At 39.4% G+C, this 15,873-nt stretch carries 16 protein-coding genes; 11 read left to right on the top strand and 5 right to left on the bottom strand.

Annotated features, from left to right (window positions below):
- Positions 1-12 precede the first annotated feature (12 nt).
- The 5 genes from K1I41_RS04430 to K1I41_RS04410 form a co-directional block, all read right to left on the bottom strand.
- Positions 13-1,512: a sensor histidine kinase gene (locus tag K1I41_RS04430; RefSeq protein WP_374106912.1), complete on the bottom strand. Its 1,500-nt coding sequence runs from the start codon at positions 1,510-1,512 to the stop codon at positions 13-15.
- A 4-nt stretch (positions 1,513-1,516) separates the two neighbouring features.
- The gene (locus K1I41_RS04425) at positions 1,517-2,074 is read right to left on the bottom strand and encodes a CopD family protein (RefSeq protein WP_220641477.1); all 558 of its coding nucleotides are present in this window, start codon (positions 2,072-2,074) and stop codon (positions 1,517-1,519) included.
- The gene (locus K1I41_RS04420; protein ID WP_220641476.1) at positions 2,074-3,414 is read right to left on the bottom strand and encodes an MATE family efflux transporter; all 1,341 of its coding nucleotides are present in this window, start codon (positions 3,412-3,414) and stop codon (positions 2,074-2,076) included. Before K1I41_RS04420 ends, K1I41_RS04425 begins: the two co-directional genes overlap by 1 nt.
- On the bottom strand, positions 3,414-4,445 hold the full coding sequence (gene hemH / locus K1I41_RS04415; RefSeq protein ID WP_220641475.1) for a ferrochelatase: 1,032 nt from the start codon (positions 4,443-4,445) through the stop codon (positions 3,414-3,416). The genes K1I41_RS04420 and hemH overlap by 1 nt, the downstream gene beginning before the upstream one ends.
- Before the next feature lie 110 nt (positions 4,446-4,555).
- Positions 4,556-5,428, bottom strand: coding sequence for a helix-turn-helix transcriptional regulator (locus tag K1I41_RS04410; RefSeq protein ID WP_220641474.1), 873 nt, complete (start codon positions 5,426-5,428; stop codon positions 4,556-4,558).
- A gap of 228 nt (positions 5,429-5,656) precedes the next feature.
- Between K1I41_RS04410 and hemA the strand changes: the two genes are divergently transcribed.
- The 11 genes from hemA (at position 5,657) to K1I41_RS04355 (ending at position 15,873) form a co-directional block, all read left to right on the top strand.
- Positions 5,657-6,913 carry a glutamyl-tRNA reductase gene (gene hemA / locus K1I41_RS04405; RefSeq protein WP_220641473.1) on the top strand — a complete coding sequence of 419 codons (1,257 nt, stop codon included), beginning with the start codon at positions 5,657-5,659 and terminating at the stop codon, positions 6,911-6,913.
- On the top strand, positions 6,910-7,833 hold the full coding sequence (gene hemC, locus K1I41_RS04400; protein WP_220641472.1) for a hydroxymethylbilane synthase: 924 nt from the start codon (positions 6,910-6,912) through the stop codon (positions 7,831-7,833). The genes hemA and hemC overlap by 4 nt, the downstream gene beginning before the upstream one ends.
- A gap of 13 nt (positions 7,834-7,846) precedes the next feature.
- Entirely contained in the window at positions 7,847-9,583 is a 1,737-nt protein-coding gene (locus K1I41_RS04395; protein WP_220641471.1) for a TrkH family potassium uptake protein, read from the top strand.
- 11 nt (positions 9,584-9,594) lie between these two features.
- Positions 9,595-10,296, top strand: coding sequence for a potassium channel family protein (locus K1I41_RS04390; protein WP_220641470.1), 702 nt, complete (start codon positions 9,595-9,597; stop codon positions 10,294-10,296).
- A 2-nt stretch (positions 10,297-10,298) separates the two neighbouring features.
- A complete protein-coding gene (locus K1I41_RS04385) occupies positions 10,299-10,976 on the top strand; it encodes a uroporphyrinogen-III synthase (RefSeq protein WP_220641469.1) in 678 nt (225 codons plus the stop codon).
- Positions 10,977-10,979: 3 nt separating this feature from the next.
- Positions 10,980-11,750, top strand: coding sequence for a hypothetical protein (locus K1I41_RS04380; RefSeq protein WP_220641468.1), 771 nt, complete (start codon positions 10,980-10,982; stop codon positions 11,748-11,750).
- 23 nt (positions 11,751-11,773) lie between these two features.
- Positions 11,774-12,799, top strand: a complete 1,026-nt coding sequence (gene hemE, locus K1I41_RS04375; RefSeq protein WP_220641467.1) for a uroporphyrinogen decarboxylase — start codon at positions 11,774-11,776, stop codon at positions 12,797-12,799.
- A 6-nt stretch (positions 12,800-12,805) separates the two neighbouring features.
- Positions 12,806-13,348 carry a GNAT family N-acetyltransferase gene (locus tag K1I41_RS04370; RefSeq protein ID WP_220641466.1) on the top strand — a complete coding sequence of 181 codons (543 nt, stop codon included), beginning with the start codon at positions 12,806-12,808 and terminating at the stop codon, positions 13,346-13,348.
- Positions 13,338-14,258 carry an oxygen-dependent coproporphyrinogen oxidase gene (gene hemF / locus K1I41_RS04365; protein WP_220641465.1) on the top strand — a complete coding sequence of 307 codons (921 nt, stop codon included), beginning with the start codon at positions 13,338-13,340 and terminating at the stop codon, positions 14,256-14,258. Before K1I41_RS04370 ends, hemF begins: the two co-directional genes overlap by 11 nt.
- Positions 14,259-14,293: 35 nt before the next feature.
- Positions 14,294-15,289 carry a porphobilinogen synthase gene (gene hemB / locus K1I41_RS04360; protein ID WP_220641464.1) on the top strand — a complete coding sequence of 332 codons (996 nt, stop codon included), beginning with the start codon at positions 14,294-14,296 and terminating at the stop codon, positions 15,287-15,289.
- Between the two features lie 173 nt (positions 15,290-15,462).
- Positions 15,463-15,873, top strand: a complete 411-nt coding sequence (locus tag K1I41_RS04355) for a c-type cytochrome (RefSeq protein WP_220641463.1) — start codon at positions 15,463-15,465, stop codon at positions 15,871-15,873.

Raw genomic sequence — 15,873 nt, 5'->3', positions numbered from 1 at the left:
TGGTTTTATAATTTATAGCATTGTTTGTCCTTCGTTAGTAATATCCGTCATAGGAAACGTAACAGTAAAAGTAGTTCCTTTTCCCAACTCGCTCGTAAAGGTAATAGTACCATTATAATTTTCTACAATATTTTTTATAATACCCAAGCCCAAGCCCATACCACTTGTTTTGGTTGTAAATTTAGGTTCAAATATACGGTTCTTGTTGGGTGTACTTATTCCTTTTCCGTTATCGGTTACGGCTATAATAGCGCTATTCTCTTTACGATAAACGCTTACCTCTATAAGCGGATTCGGATGATTTTCGGGCATGGCTTGTGTGGCATTTTTAACAAGGTTGGTAATAATCCGTATCAACTGCGTTCTGTCCATACGGGTTATTATTTCAGGCTCTTCTGCATTAAAAACAATATAGTTCTCATTGAAGATTTCTAGTGCCAACTGCACAATTTTAACCATGTTTATGGTTTCGTTTTGTTGTGCAGGCATGGATGCGAAGCTGGAAAATGCTGATGCCACCGACGTCATGGTATCTATTTGTTGTATGAGTGTTTTGGAGTATTCGTCGAGTTTTTTTGTTATATCAGGGTCGTCAGGATTAAACTTACGCTGAAAACTCTGTACCGTTAAACGCATGGGTGTTAACGGGTTTTTAATTTCGTGGGCTACCTGTTTTGCCATTTCGCGCCACGCTTGTTCTCTTTCGCTTTGCGCGAGTTTGGCTGCACTTTCGTCAAGGTCGTCCACCAGCGTATTATAGGCTTTTACAAGCTGACTAATTTCCTGTGGCGAATCGAGCTGATTTATTTTTTCGTTAACACTACTCAGGCGTATTTCGGTTATCCTATCGCTAATGGATTTGAGGGATTTAGTAATATAACTGGAAAGAAAATAGGCTATTATGATGGAGATGAGCAACATGAAAGAGTACACCTGAAAAAAGCGCATCATAAAATTATTAATCTCCCTTTCGTAATACCCATCGTCCTCAATGTACGGTAGGTTAAGTATACCTAAAGGTTTAAACTTGGTATCGGTTATATAACTGTACGACGAACGAAAGCGTTTGCCCTCTTCGGTAGTAAGTAAATCTACATAGCGTTTCTCGGCGGTAGAGCGTATTACGCGCAATACAGGCTCAGGAATTTTTCGGCTAATGGTATCTACAGAAAAGGAAGCTTTGGATGCTTTTAGCAAGTTACCATCAAGGTCGTAGATGTCAATTTCCATACCATGGATGTTTGACAACTCGTGTATGCGCTCGCGTAAAATAAGTGGTAGATTCTCGGTAGATAATGGATAGGTGGTAGTGGAAAGAATGTAGTTAATATGCTCCGTTATGGCTTTCTCTTTCCTATCTACGCGGTCTTGGTGGTAATCTTTGGCTTCTTTTTTAAACTGGTAAATGGATACGGCTGTAATAAGCAACGAGGCAACAAGGGTAACGAATATCATCGAAAGGAATATTCGTACGCGTAACGACCATCTGCTTATCTTTAACTGTTTATTCATCCAATCAGGATTTGTTCCGTTCCCGTATTCGTTTATAAAATTTAAATCCTAACATTAGTAGTACCGAAAAACCAATAATGCCTACTACGCCAAATACCCAGTTTACAGCACTTTTTAAAATTACCAAAAAAACTACGGCAAATAGTATTATGGTTGCCCCCTCATTCCAAAGGCGCATAAAGGTGGTGGAGTATTTTACCTCATCGTTTTGCAATTGCTTGTATATGCTATGGCATTTTAAATGGTACAGGTATAATAAAAATACAAAACCTAGTTTTACGTGCATCCATGAGAATTGTAACCATACCGCTCCCCTTTCTGTACCAAACAACATTAAAAAAGCAAACAGGCTTGCCAATACTGCCGATGGCCACGTGATGATATACCATAAACGGTACGCCATGAGTTTGTATTGCTTTATGAGTATTTCCTTTTCGGGCGATGGTTTGCTATTTGCCTCTATATGGTACACAAATAGACGCACAATGTAAAACAACCCAGCAAACCAAGTTATTACAAAAATGAGGTGTAACGATTTTATATAGTCGTAATACGCTTCCATCAAGATTCTTTAAGTTCTTTTGCCATTTCTTTTTTCAAGAATAGCCCTGTTATGGTTGTTGATAGGATATCTGAAATCGGGAAGGCTATCCATACCCCAAAAATACCAAAAAACTGTGGTAATATAAGTATTAATGGTATCAGGAAAAATCCTTGCTTACTTAACGTAAGTAATAAGGCTTTTGTGGCTTTGCCTGCTGCCTGAAAATAAGCAGCGCCTATAAGTTGTACCGCAATAATAGGCGATGCTGCAAATACCCAACGCAATGCACTCGGCGTTTCTTTTATTATCTGTGGGTCGGTTGTAAATACGGATGCAATAGGTTTTGCAAAAACAAGTACTATTACAAGAATAATTACCGATAGGTAGCCTGCATATTTTATGGCGGTAAGTATGGCTTCTTTTACACGGGTGTAATTGCCTGCACCGTAGTTGTAGCCTGCAATGGGCATAAAACCTTGTGTAACGCCCAATACGGGGAACAGCATAAACATAAGCATACGGCTAATAATACCATATATAGTAACAGCCTGCTCACCCCCTTCGGCATACAGGGTATGGTTAAGTATAATGGCAAGGATGCTAATTACACCTTGGCGGGCAAAGGTTACAAAACTTAACGAAAGAATTTCTTTAGTAAGTTTTACATCAAAATTAAAGGAGATTATTTTTAATCGGAGTTCACTCTTTACCACAAAAAACCATAGGATGTATAAAAAGCAAAACAGGAACGAAAATGCGGTAGCCAATGCCGCCCCAAAAATTCCCATGTCGAATACTTTTATAAAAAGTATATCCAACACAATGTTGGATACTGCTGCTACTATCATGGCTACCATAGCGTAGCGCGCTTTATCTTCGGCGCGTGTTACGGTGTTCCCCATCATGCACAATGCCTGTAACGGCACGGCAAGCAGTATGGGCATAAAAAACGCTTTGGCGGGTGCCATTATAGCACCGTTGGCTCCAAAGAGTAACAAAATTTCTTCGCTAAAAAAAAATCCTGCTATTACAAAAAGTACACAAATGGTAACCGTCATCATAATTTGATGCGCAAAAGTGGCCACTGCTTTTTTATGGTTGCCTTTACCCAATGCCCGCGAAAGCACCGAGCTACCGCCTATACCTACTGCCATACCCATGGAGGATATAAAAAAGGTTATGGGCATTACTACGGATAGGGCTGCAATGGCTAACGCACCTATCCACCGTCCTACAAAAATAGTATCGATAAGTAGGTTAACAGTTAGGAATAGTATACCTATAGAGGCAGGCACAGCCTGCTTAATAAGCAGGCTGTTGATACTTTTATTTGCCAGATCTTTTGAAGAAACTGACATTATGCTACGGGCGTTTCAGCGTGTGCCCACTCTTTTATCCAGTTGGCAACTACAGCTACCCAATCGTCGTTATCATTAAGGCAGGGTATTGCCATAAAGTTTTCGCCACCGTTTTCTTTAAAATCTTCGTTGGCGCGCATGGCTATTTCTTCTAGTGTTTCCAAACAATCCGATACAAAAGCAGGCGTTACTACGGCTAAGTTTTTAATGCCTTTGGCGGGCATTTTATCAATTTCAACATCCGTATACGGCTCCAACCATTTATCGCCCGAAAGGCGCGATTGAAACGTAAGCGAGTATTTATCTTCGGGTAACCCCAGTTCTTCTACTACCAATCGGGTGGTTTCATAACATTGGTGGCGGTAACAAAACTTATGTGCTGGCGATGGTGTTTGGCAGCACGTATCGTTTATTTTACAGTGCGATTTTGTTATATCGGTTTTTCTAATGTGGCGTTCGGGTATACCGTGGTAGCTAAATAACAAATGGTCGTAATCGTACCCCTCTAAAGATGTTTTTATGGATTTTGCCAGTACTTTTATGTAATCGGGCTTATCGTAAAACGCAGGCACATCGGTAATTTTCATGTGCGGGAACTTCTTCCGTTGGAGTTCCTCTGCTAATTTTAATATGGTTAATGTAGATGCCATGGCATACTGCGGATACAGCGGAAACAATAGTACTTCTGTTACTCCTTTATCCGAAAGTTCCTGCATACCGCTCTCTATAGAGGGGCTACCATAGCGCATGGCTAGCGCAACAGGCATATCTACTTTTTTAGTTACTTTTTTGTGCATGCGCTCACTAAGCACAATAAGTGGCGAGCCCTCGTCCCACCATATTTGTTGGTAAGCGTGCGCCGACTCTTTTGGTCGTTTGCGTAATATTATACCCCTAACCAATAAAGCCCGTAATAAAAAAGGAACATCTATTACATATTTATCCATCAAAAACTCATCAAGATACGGTTTTACATCCTCTGGATTGGGGCTGGCTGGCGAGCCAAGGTTTACTAATAGTACTCCTTTCATATTCTGTTTATATAATTCTTAATCTGTTAATTTCTAGTCAAAAATAGTGAGAGATATTACATTAATCTAACTTTTGTGAATTGTTTAAGCATTTTTAAAGCTAGTGTGTTTTAAATCTTCTCATTCATACTCATCAGGTACTTTTTAGGTGTAGTACCAAATTTCTTTTTAAAGGCCGCTATAAAATGGCTGGACGTACTGTAACCAATACGCAACCCCACTTCGTTTACGTTGTACGAGCCGCTATCTAACAACTTGCGGGCGTACTCCATCTTATAATCAAACAAAAAACTATATACACTATCGCCGTATATCTGGCGAAAGCCCATTTTAAGTTTCTTTAAATTAATACCCACTTGGTCGGCAAGTTCCTGCAAGCCTGGTGGCTCTGCCATGTTGGCTATTACAATATCCTTTGCTTTGCGTATTTTTATTACGTTTTCCTCGTCTATTAAAAACGGGCATTGCTCGGCATTAGGGTCTTCGGTACGATTAAAGTACAGGCTCAACAATTCGTACACCTTTCCTTTAAAATACAGTTTTTTAATGGATTGATGCAGGTTAAAATGATACAACTGGCTAAGCACTATAGCCATTGATGGATTTATTTTATCTTCCTTATAATATTTTTTATCCTTGTTGCCTTCGCTCAGGAAAGGTATATAATCTGCCTCTTCAGAAAAGAAACTATGGAATTTTTTAATGGAGATTAATACGGTTAACACCCACGATTGCGGTGCAATTTCTAAGTGTACAGGTAACTCTTTTTGAGGGTTATACAAAAATAACGATACCTCCTCGCGCAAATCGAGCGCATAACGCCCTTGGTTAAATATAAACTTGGCACGCCCTTTTACACCAAAGTGAAATTGGATAAGGTCTACACCCACCTCACGCTCAAAGTGAAGCGTTTCGTCAGTATCATTTTCAAAACGTAAAACAAAAAAATTATCTTCAATTTCTATCGCTTCATGAGTACTCATAGCGGTATTTTTTTGGTTGTATTTTTTCCCTTTTCAAGCCTATTTATTTAGAATAGTTCTAAACTAAACAATCGCAAAGCATTGATTTTATTACAAAAATAGCGTATTTATAGTTATAAAAGGATTTTAGTGCTAAAATATCCGATAGCGACATAAAAAGAACCTACAGCGTTACTTTTAAAAAAATGTTGACACTATTTTTGTAGCACTTTTAGGAAAGTGAGCACTATGGAGAATCATAATACATCGAAGCATCAGTATTTTTATGCTGTAGGTTTGAGCTACAGGAAAGCCGATGCCGAGATGAGGGGGAAATTTAGTTTGGATGCCGAAGGCAAGCATAACTTGTTACAACAGGCTAAACAAGAGGGCATAAGCAGCCTTGTTGCTGTATCTACTTGTAACAGAACCGAAATTTATGGTTTTGCCAATCACCCTTTCCAACTCATAAAATTACTTTGTGATAATAGCCGTGGTACTGTTGAGGAGTTTCAGCGTGTTGCCTTTGTATATAAAAATAACGAGGCAATTAATCATGTACTTCGTGTGGGTACAGGTTTGGATAGCCAAATATTGGGCGATTTCGAAATTATTAGCCAAATAAAAATAGGATTTTCAGCCTCTAAGAACTTAGGGCTTGCCAATGCATTTTTAGAACGATTGATAAACTGCACGATACAGGCGAGCCGTAGAATTAAAAACGAAACAGAGCTAAGCTCGGGTGCAACATCCGTATCGTTTGCATCGGTACAATACATTATGAATAATGTTGCCGATATGCAAAATAAAAACATTTTGCTCTTTGGCACGGGTAAAATTGGCAGAAACACCTGCGAAAACCTTGTAAAGCATACCAAAAACGAGCACATTACGCTTATAAACCGTACTAAGGACAAAGCGGAAAAAGTAGCAGGTAAATTTAACCTTGTTGTAAAAGATTACGATGTTTTACCACTAGAGATACCGAAATCGGATGTGTTGGTAGTGGCTACAGGAGCGCAAAACCCTACTATTGATAAAGATATTTTAGTGGTTAAAAAGCCATTGTTAATACTGGATCTTTCTATCCCTAAAAATGTACACGATAATGTTAAGGAACTGGATAACGTTACTGTGGTTCACCTAGACGATTTATCTAAAATAACAGATGATACGCTAGAAAACAGAAAAAAATACATTCCTGCAGCAGAAGCTATTATTGCCGAAGTGGAAGACGATTTTGTAAACTGGCTTAATGCCCGAAAGTTTGCACCAACCATACACGCGCTTAAGGAAAAACTTAACACAATAAAGGATACCGAATTAAACTTTCAGCGCAAAAAAATAAATAATTTTGATGAAGATCAGGCAGAAATAATCAGCCAACGTATTATTCATAAAATTACAACACATTTTGCAAACCACCTGAAAGACAGGGATACTATGGTAGATGAAAGCATCGAATGGATAGAAAAGGTATTCCGCATCGAAAACTCCACAAAATGAACAAAGCCATAAGAATAGGCACCCGCGATAGCGAACTCGCACTATGGCAGGCACACACCGTACAGGCAAAACTAGAAGCCTTAGGCTATACTACCGAAATTGTTGCTGTAAAATCTAAAGGCGATGTAGTGTTGGATGTACCTTTATACGAATTTGGTATAACAGGGATATTTACCAAAACACTAGATGTTGCCATGATTAAAGGCGAGGTAGACATTGCCGTACACTCCATGAAAGATGTACCCACCGCACTACCCAAAGGTATTGTACAAGCTGCCGTTTTAGAGCGTGCCGCAACTGAAGATATACTAGTACACAAAGGTAGTTTGGACTTTTTAGAAGGCGAAGGTACTATTGCCACAGGTAGCCTACGTAGGCAAGCGCAATGGTTAAACCGTTACCCACAACACAACGTAACCGATTTGCGCGGTAATGTAAACACACGCCTTAAAAAATTAGCAGAAAGCAACTGGGGCGGAGCCATATTTGCTGCTGCTGGGCTAAAGCGGATTAACCTACTACCCGAAAATCATATCAATCTGGATTGGATGATACCCGCACCCGCACAAGGGGCTATGGTAGTGGTAGCTATGGAGCACGACGATTATTGCCGCGAAGCTATTGCCAAACTTAACGATAACCAAACAGAAATTTGTACCTTTATAGAACGTCAGTTCCTAAAAAAACTAGAGGGCGGGTGTACAGCACCTATTGGTGCATTGGCACAGTTTAAAGATGATGCTATTTATTTTGAAGGCGCATTATTAGCGATAAACGGAAAGCAAAAAATAGAGATACAAAAAACAATTGCTGCCAACGCTGATTACAGTACCTTTGGAGAGCAATGCGCACAAGAAATATTAAACAATGGTGGTACAGCACTAATGCAGGCAATACGAAATGCGCTAAGTAAAAAATAATCGTAAAAGTAAGATGTTTAAAAATATTTCGAACGTACTGTCTAAGATATACGGGTTTGTAGATATCTTACTAATTACCTTTTTGGTGTTCGATTTTGGCTTCGAAAATCTCATTTACGAAGTATTCGAGCATAAAACACTCTACTTTGTTGGATTAATTGTTGGGCTTATGGGCTTTAACGTGGTACGGTTTTTTTATACCGAAAATCCAACGCTAAAAAAAATGCTCAAGGCAAACACACTAGTACTAGCATTAACGCTAGTAACAGCAACCGCCACTTTTATGAGCAGCGGCGAGTACGAACGCCTGTACAACGCCAATTTAGTTATAGATACGGGGCTTATACTCTACTTTTTTTTACGGCTCACTAGCCTACTCCGCAAATTATACGCACTCTATTACAACCCTACCATACTATTTGTAGGAAGTTTTGCCGTTACGGGGCTTATAGGTGCCTTTTTACTCATGTTACCCAACGCTACCACACACGGCATAAGTTTTACTGATGCTCTCTTTACCTCAACTAGCGCAGTATGCGTTACGGGGCTCATTGTATTGGATACCGCCACCGATTTTACCTTTATGGGTAAAACTGTAATACTCTGCCTTATACAATTGGGTGGTATTGGTATGCTTACCTTTACATCGTTTTTTGCCTTCTTTTTCAAGCAGGGTTCATCGTTTAGAGAGGGAATGAATGTAAGTAGCTTTGTAGATAGCGATAACCTGCAAAATGTACTCCATTTTGCCATGCGGGTAGTGGCCTTTACAGTAGGGGTAGAAATTGCAGGAGCGTTACTCATTTACTCCTTTATAGTAGATATACCCAGCATACAAAACAAACTATTTTTCTCGGTATTCCACTCCGTTTCAGCATTCTGTAACGCAGGATTTTCAACCTTTTCCGATGGGTTAAATGACCAATCGTTGCAAGATGCCTATGCTTTCCAATGGGTAATTATGCATCTCGTTATTTTTGGTGGTTTGGGTTATAACATCGTGTTTAACTTTGTACGGTACATTAGGCTATTCATCGTAAATAGTGTAACCAATATGCGTTTTCAGGCACCTGTACGCACCCTTACACTCAACTCGCGCATTGTTATTATAACCACCGCAATATTGCTTACCGTAGGTAGTTTCTTTTTCTTTTTTGCAGAATACAACAATACCTTTAAGGACGAAACGCTTTTTGGTAAAATTACATCGGCAGCCTTTACATCGGTAACTGCACGTACGGCTGGTTTTAATACTTTCGATTTCGCATCCTTATCCATGCCCGCCATACTGTTTGTAATATTTTTAATGTGGATAGGAGCATCACCAGGCTCAACAGGAGGAGGTATAAAAACCAGTACCTTTGCATTGGCTACGCTCAACATAATATCTATAGCACGAGGTAAACAACACATAGAGCTACGCAGCCGAAAAATTAACAACCAATCGGTTAAGCGGGCGTTTGCCATTATATGCATTTCGCTCATGGTAATAGGTATGGGCGTGTTAATGGTATTGTTTTTTGAAAAAGATTTCTCGCTTATACAAGTCGCCTTCGAGGTATTCTCGGCGTTTAGTACCGTTGGGCTTAGCTTGGGCATAACAGCAGAGCTTAGTATAGGTAGTAAATATGTTTTGATAATGGTAATGTTTTTAGGACGGATAGGGCTACTCAACCTACTAGTGGGTATGCTAAAAACTATGGAAGCCCATAGTTATGAATATCCAGAAGAAAACATACTGATAAACTAAAAAGTAAAGTTATGAAGATTATCATATTCGGACTAGGAAATTTCGGGATGTCGTTAGCCGTAAACCTTACAGAAACAGGCAACGAGGTAATTGGTATTGATAACGATATGGGCAAGGTTAACTTGGTAAAAAACCAAATATCGCACGCTGTGTGTATGGATGCCACCAACGAGCTAGCCTACCAAGCACTCCCCGTAAAGGATGCCGACCTTGCTGTTATTGCCATTGGCGAAAACGAAGGGGCTGCCATTATAGCTACTGCCATTATTAAAAAACTATCGGGTGCACGTATTATAGGGCGTTCGCTATCACCCATTCACGATACGGTACTGGAGGCTATGGGTATCGAAACAATTATTCACCCTGAACAGGATTTCGCCGATAGGCTTGCTAAAAAAATAAACCTAAAGGGTATTGTAGATAATTTTAATATTGATAAAAACTACAGCATATCGGAAATAAAGGCATTACCCGAGTTTACAGGAAAAACCCTTGAAGAATTGGAGTTTAGGCAAACCTACAACATGCACGTAGTAACCATTATACGCAAGCAAGTACGAAAGTCGATAATAGGGACAACCAGTAAAATAGACCAATCTGAAGGTTTTATAACTAAAGATTGTGTTATAATGGAAAACGACTTATTGGTAGTATTTGGGCTTAATAAAGATATTGGTAAGTTTTGTAACCGCTCGCAAAAAAGCAATCGTTAGTCATGGAAAGGTCTGTACGCATCGTATCAACAAAAAAGCTACAGTCCAACCAACGGCAGTACCTGCTTAATGCAGGGCTGGCACTAACCGAAGCCAATTTTATAAGCGTTAAGCATAAAACATTTACAACAAACGATATAAGGAAAAACCTGATTTTTACAAGCCAAAACGGTTTTAAAGCCTTTTTAGCCAACATACCACTGGGCGGAGCATATAAAAACCATGCTATATTTTGCGTAGGTCAAAAAACCCGCAATGTAATAGTAAGTGAAGGATATACGGTTATTGCTTTTTCGGATTATGCGGAGGAATTGGCTGCAACGATTATAAACAATTACAACAAAGAACGTTTTACGTTCTTATCGGGTAATATTCGCCGAGACACATTGCCCAACGCATTAAAAAATGCAGGGGTAGACTATAACGAAATTGAAGTATACAAAACAGCGCTAACACCGCATAAAATGAATACCGAGGCTAACGGGTTGTTGTTTTTTAGCCCTAGCGGGGTAGCTAGCTTTTTAAAACAAAACACTGTTGGTACTGCCACCTGCTTTTGCATTGGCACTACTACAGCAGAAGCTCTAACAGGCATAACAAAAAAGATAATAGTAGCAAACAAACCCACTATAGAGAATGTGATAATACAGTGTATTAACTACTATAAAGATAACACCTAAAGCATGAAAAGGGTCTTTAAAATTATTACAATGCTAATTTTGTTCCTTAAAGCTATCTACTGTTTCGGGCAAGAAAACAGCACGGAGCCTGTAGGTATATATGAATTTGTAATAATAACTGACCCTGAAGATAGTTTTGTCAACTTAAGAAATACACCCAATATAAAAGGAAGCATTGATAAACAGTTACAAAATGGAAAAGTAATGTTTGCTTACGAACAAGATGGAAATTGGATACTTGTTGAACGCTCGAAAGCAGAGGGTCTAAAAAATGATATAGCAACAAGTGGATATGTTCATAAAAGTCGCGTAAAGAAAATTTCGTCTTTAAAAGAGGTAAAAAACACTTCATCAACAAATAATAGTATTTCTTTCACGAGTGAGAATATTTTTGTTCAAATAACACAGAGGAATTTCGTAAAATCAGAACATAAATGTTTTTACTCAGATGATGAGTATTATCATTATGACAAAGGCATATACAATCTAGAGCTTATTGATGGTAAGGAACCTTGGGGTACTGATGGTAATATCCCTCGTATGGAATATAAAAACATCACTATAAAAATTGATGGAAAGACTATAACTTTACCTGAGCAATCTTATAAAAACTTATACGAACCAAACCTGAGCAACACATCAGTACATTATGATACAGCTAAAGATACGCTTTATATAATAGCCAATAATAGTGATGGTGCAGGTGCTTATGCTACAGTATTAATTATTGAAAATAAAAAATATAAAGAACGGGTATTAGAAATTCCGTTTTAGTAAATACATAATAGAAAGACAAAATGAGCATAAAAAACGATTTATTCCTAAAGGCACTACGTAACGAAACCGTAGAACGTCCACCTGTATGGATGATGCGCCAAGCAGGACGCTACCTGCCCGAGTTTATGGCATTAAAAGATAAATACGACTTTTTTACCCGCTGCCAAACACCAGAGCTGGCTGCCGAGATAACTGTACAACCCATACGCATTGTAAAACCCGATGCTGCCATACTATTTTCGGATATTTTGGTAATACCCCAAGCTATGGGAATAGACGTAGAAATGAAACCCGATTTTGGTCCGTATTTACCCAACCCCATACGTACCGCTAAGGATGTAGAAAAAGTACGCGTTCCTGAAATTAATGAAGAGCTGGGTTATGTTATGGATGCCATAAAGCTAACCAAAGAAATGCTAAACGACGAAGTGCCGCTAATTGGTTTTGCAGGGTCGCCATGGACGATACTTTGCTATGCCGTAGAAGGTAGAGGCTCTAAAAGTTTTGATAAAGCCAAAGGATTCTGCTTTTCACAACCCGAAGCAGCCCACGCACTACTGCAAAAAATAACCGATACCACTATTGCCTATCTTAAAGAAAAAGTAAAATCTGGCGTTAATGCAGTCCAAATTTTCGATAGTTGGGGTGGTATGCTAAGCCCTGTTGATTATCAGGAGTTTTCGTGGCAATACATTAACCAAATTGTAGAGGCACTAGCACCCAAAACCCACGTAATTGTATTTGGTAAAGGCTGTTGGTTTGCATTGGACGAAATGGCACGAAGTAAAGCATCGGCACTTGGGGTAGACTGGACGTGTTCGCCACGCAACGCACGGTATCTAACAGGCGGAAACATAACACTACAAGGTAATTTTGACCCAAGCCGATTACTATCGCCCATACCAACCATTAAAAAAATGGTACACCAAATGATTGATGAATTTGGTAAGGATAACTATATTGTAAACTTAGGACATGGTATATTACCCCATGTTCCTGTAGACCATGCCAAGGCATTTATAGAAGCCGTAAAAGAGTATAAATAAAAACTTATGGGAACAATAAGCTGGAAAACCGACCGTATTGCCAATACCACGCCTGAGGAGTTTTACGACCTTATAGTGCGTAATAGGCAGCACATATACCTAACATTTCCAGCTACGTCCTCAAGTTGCACCAGTTTAGAAAAAACAAAAACCTTTTTAAAAAATGCTGCTGCTTTAGAACAGGGAGGCAGAGGCTACTATTTTTATTTACGCAATAGCGACAATTTAATGATTGGCTACATCTGTATTAAGAATATCGACCGAAATTGCGATAAATGTGAATTGGCTTATTTTGTTGATAAAGATTACCAAGGGCAGGGCATAATATCTAAAGCCGTAAGCAATATAACAGCCTATTGCTTTAACAAAATCAATATGAATAAAGTATTTATTTGTGCCGCAACAACCAATATTGGCAGCCAAAGAGTAGCCAAAAAAAATGGCTATTTGCAGGAAGGGCTATTGCGGGAAGATTTTAAAAATGGCGACGGGAAACTGGAAGACACACTGTATTTTGGACTTTTGAAATCGGAGTATAATGAAAGATAAATTTTACCACTACATACAACAATTACAAGATACCATAACGGCAGGGCTAGAAAAAGCCGATGGCAAAGCAACCTTTAAGCAAGACTTATGGGAACGCCCCGAAGGCGGTGGCGGGCGCACCCGTGTAATCGAAAACGGAGCTGTATTCGAAAAAGGCGGCGTAAATATCTCAGCAGTACACGGACCACTCCCCAAAGCCATGCAAGCCTATTTTAACGTGGGTGATGTCGATTTTTTTGCTTGCGGATTAAGTTTGGTAATCCACCCTAAAAACCCTTTTGTGCCTACAGTGCATGCCAACTGGCGTTATTTTGAGATGTACGATAAAACCGACCTATCCCCCTCGGGGAGATTGAGAGGGGCATGGTTTGGTGGCGGGCAGGACCTTACCCCCTACTATTTATTTGAGGAAGATGCTACACATTTTCATAGTGTGTGCAAAACGGCTTGCGACAAACACAACCCTGAATTTTACCCGAAATATAAAAAGCAATGCGATGAGTATTTTTGGAACAGCCACCGTAACGAAGCACGTGGTATTGGCGGGCTATTTTTTGACCATTGCAAAGCTACCGATGATTTTAGTATGGAACAATGGTATAACTTTGTTACCGAAGTAGGCAACAGTTTTTTAAATGCCTACGTGCCTATTGTAGAAAAACGAAAAAACATAGCCTATACACCCGAAAACAGAACGTGGCAGGAAATTAGGCGCGGGCGTTACGTAGAGTTTAATTTAGTACACGATAAAGGCACCCTATTCGGCTTAAAAACCAACGGACGTATTGAAAGTATATTAATGAGCTTACCACCCTATGTGCAATGGGTATACGACCATCATCCTGAAAAGGGAAGTGCAGAAGAAAGATTAATTCAAGTATTAGAAAAGCCGAAAGAGTGGATTCGATAGTAAACCGCTAACCTAATAACTTAACACGAAAAACAATGTTCCCCATACAACGCGACAGACGATTACGTACTACAGAAGCCATACGTGCTATTATGCGCGAAACTACGCTTACGCCTAACGATTTTATGTTCCCGATGTTTATTGCAGAAGGTAAAAATGTACAAATTGAAATTCCCTCCATGCCAGGCATCTATCGCCGTTCGGTAGACCTTACCGTAAAAGAAGTGAAAGAGCTTTGGAGTTTGGGTATTAAAGCCATAAACATTTATGTAAAGGTTAGCGATAATCTTAAAGATAATACAGGTAAAGAGGCTTGGAACCCCAACGGACTAATGCAGCAAGCTATTAAAGCCATAAAAGATGCCGTACCAGGCATGATTGTTATGCCCGACGTAGCCCTAGACCCTTACTCTATTTACGGGCATGATGGTATTGTAGAAAGCGGCGCAATTATAAACGATGCTACCGTTGATGCGCTCACCCGTATGAGTGTGAGCCATGCCGATGCAGGTGCCGATTTTGTTGCTCCTAGTGATATGATGGACGGGCGGGTGCTGGCAATTCGTAAAGCATTGGAAGAAAGCGGACACCACAATGTGGGTATTATGAGTTACAGTGCTAAATATGCCTCGTCGTTTTACGGTCCTTTTCGGGATGCATTGGATAGCGCACCTAAAAGTAGTGGTGTACCCGTACCAAAAGATAAAAAAACCTACCAAATGGATTATGCCAACCGCATTGAAGCCATTAAAGAAGCACTACACGATGTAGAGGAAGGTGCCGATATAATTATGGTAAAACCAGGTTTAGCATATTTGGATATTGTACGCGAGGTTAAAAATGCGGTAAATGTACCCGTATCGGTATTTCATGTATCGGGGGAGTATGCCATGGTAAAAGCTGCTGCTGAAAAAGGCTGGCTGGATCACGATAAAATTATGATAGAACAGTTGCATTGCATTAAACGTGCAGGAGCTAACCTCATCTCTACGTACTTTGCCAAAGAGGCTGCCATAGTACTAAATAAATAACCATTTTTCGGATAAAAAATAGTATACATTTTAACCTACAAATTTGCTGTTTACAATAGGGTATTCGGCGTTTGGGTCGTATCTTTGTTATACCCAATAGCACAGTACAATTTGGGGTGATAAAGCCCCATTTTTAGTGCTTTTTAACAGCATTTATTAAAACTATTTTTATCATGAAACACTTACTTTCTATATTCGCAGTATTAGTATTAATTTCTTGCAAAAAAGAAGAAAAAAAAGAATCGTTATACCCTGAAAGTATGACGGAAGCAACTAGCGAAAGTACCGCAACTAAAATGACGGCTTCGGAAACGTTGGGGCAAGAAATTTTTAATGGCAAAGGCAATTGCCACACCTGCCACAAAGCCGACAAAAAAGTTATTGGACCAAGCATTAAAGAAATTACAAAAATATACGCCGAGCAAAACGGCGATATGGCTGCTTTTTTGCGTGGTAAAGCCGACCCGATTGTAGACCCATCGCAATATGATGTAATGAAAACCAACTTTTACATTACCAAACATTTTACTGATGAAGAAATGCAGGCAGTGGTAGATTATATGATGTACTTTCAAGAAAAGTAG

The sequence above is a fragment of the Flavobacterium litorale genome, assembly GCF_019613795.1.
In the GTDB taxonomy this organism is placed as follows: Bacteria; Bacteroidota; Bacteroidia; order Flavobacteriales; family Flavobacteriaceae; genus Flavobacterium; species Flavobacterium litorale.
The sequence above is the reverse complement of the archived record's forward strand: the minus strand, read 5'-3'. Positions and strand labels throughout refer to the sequence as shown.

Bases quoted from the DNA above. Each gene is read 5' to 3' on its own strand.
- hemF (WP_220641465.1), top strand. From the start codon at position 13,338: ATGAAAGATAAATTTTACCACTACATACAACAATTACAAGATACCATA.
- K1I41_RS04390 (WP_220641470.1), top strand. From the start codon at position 9,595: ATGAAGATTATCATATTCGGACTAGGAAATTTCGGGATGTCGTTAGCC.
- K1I41_RS04425 (WP_220641477.1), bottom strand. From the start codon at position 2,074: ATGGAAGCGTATTACGACTATATAAAATCGTTACACCTCATTTTTGTA.
- hemA (WP_220641473.1), top strand. From the start codon at position 5,657: ATGGAGAATCATAATACATCGAAGCATCAGTATTTTTATGCTGTAGGT.
- hemE (WP_220641467.1), top strand. From the start codon at position 11,774: ATGAGCATAAAAAACGATTTATTCCTAAAGGCACTACGTAACGAAACC.
- hemH (WP_220641475.1), bottom strand. From the start codon at position 4,445: ATGAAAGGAGTACTATTAGTAAACCTTGGCTCGCCAGCCAGCCCCAAT.
- K1I41_RS04430 (WP_374106912.1), bottom strand. From the start codon at position 1,512: ATGAATAAACAGTTAAAGATAAGCAGATGGTCGTTACGCGTACGAATA.
- K1I41_RS04370 (WP_220641466.1), top strand. From the start codon at position 12,806: ATGGGAACAATAAGCTGGAAAACCGACCGTATTGCCAATACCACGCCT.
- hemC (WP_220641472.1), top strand. From the start codon at position 6,910: ATGAACAAAGCCATAAGAATAGGCACCCGCGATAGCGAACTCGCACTA.
- K1I41_RS04420 (WP_220641476.1), bottom strand. From the start codon at position 3,414: ATGTCAGTTTCTTCAAAAGATCTGGCAAATAAAAGTATCAACAGCCTG.
- hemB (WP_220641464.1), top strand. From the start codon at position 14,294: ATGTTCCCCATACAACGCGACAGACGATTACGTACTACAGAAGCCATA.
- K1I41_RS04355 (WP_220641463.1), top strand. From the start codon at position 15,463: ATGAAACACTTACTTTCTATATTCGCAGTATTAGTATTAATTTCTTGC.
- K1I41_RS04380 (WP_220641468.1), top strand. From the start codon at position 10,980: ATGAAAAGGGTCTTTAAAATTATTACAATGCTAATTTTGTTCCTTAAA.
- K1I41_RS04385 (WP_220641469.1), top strand. From the start codon at position 10,299: ATGGAAAGGTCTGTACGCATCGTATCAACAAAAAAGCTACAGTCCAAC.
- K1I41_RS04410 (WP_220641474.1), bottom strand. From the start codon at position 5,428: ATGAGTACTCATGAAGCGATAGAAATTGAAGATAATTTTTTTGTTTTA.
- K1I41_RS04395 (WP_220641471.1), top strand. From the start codon at position 7,847: ATGTTTAAAAATATTTCGAACGTACTGTCTAAGATATACGGGTTTGTA.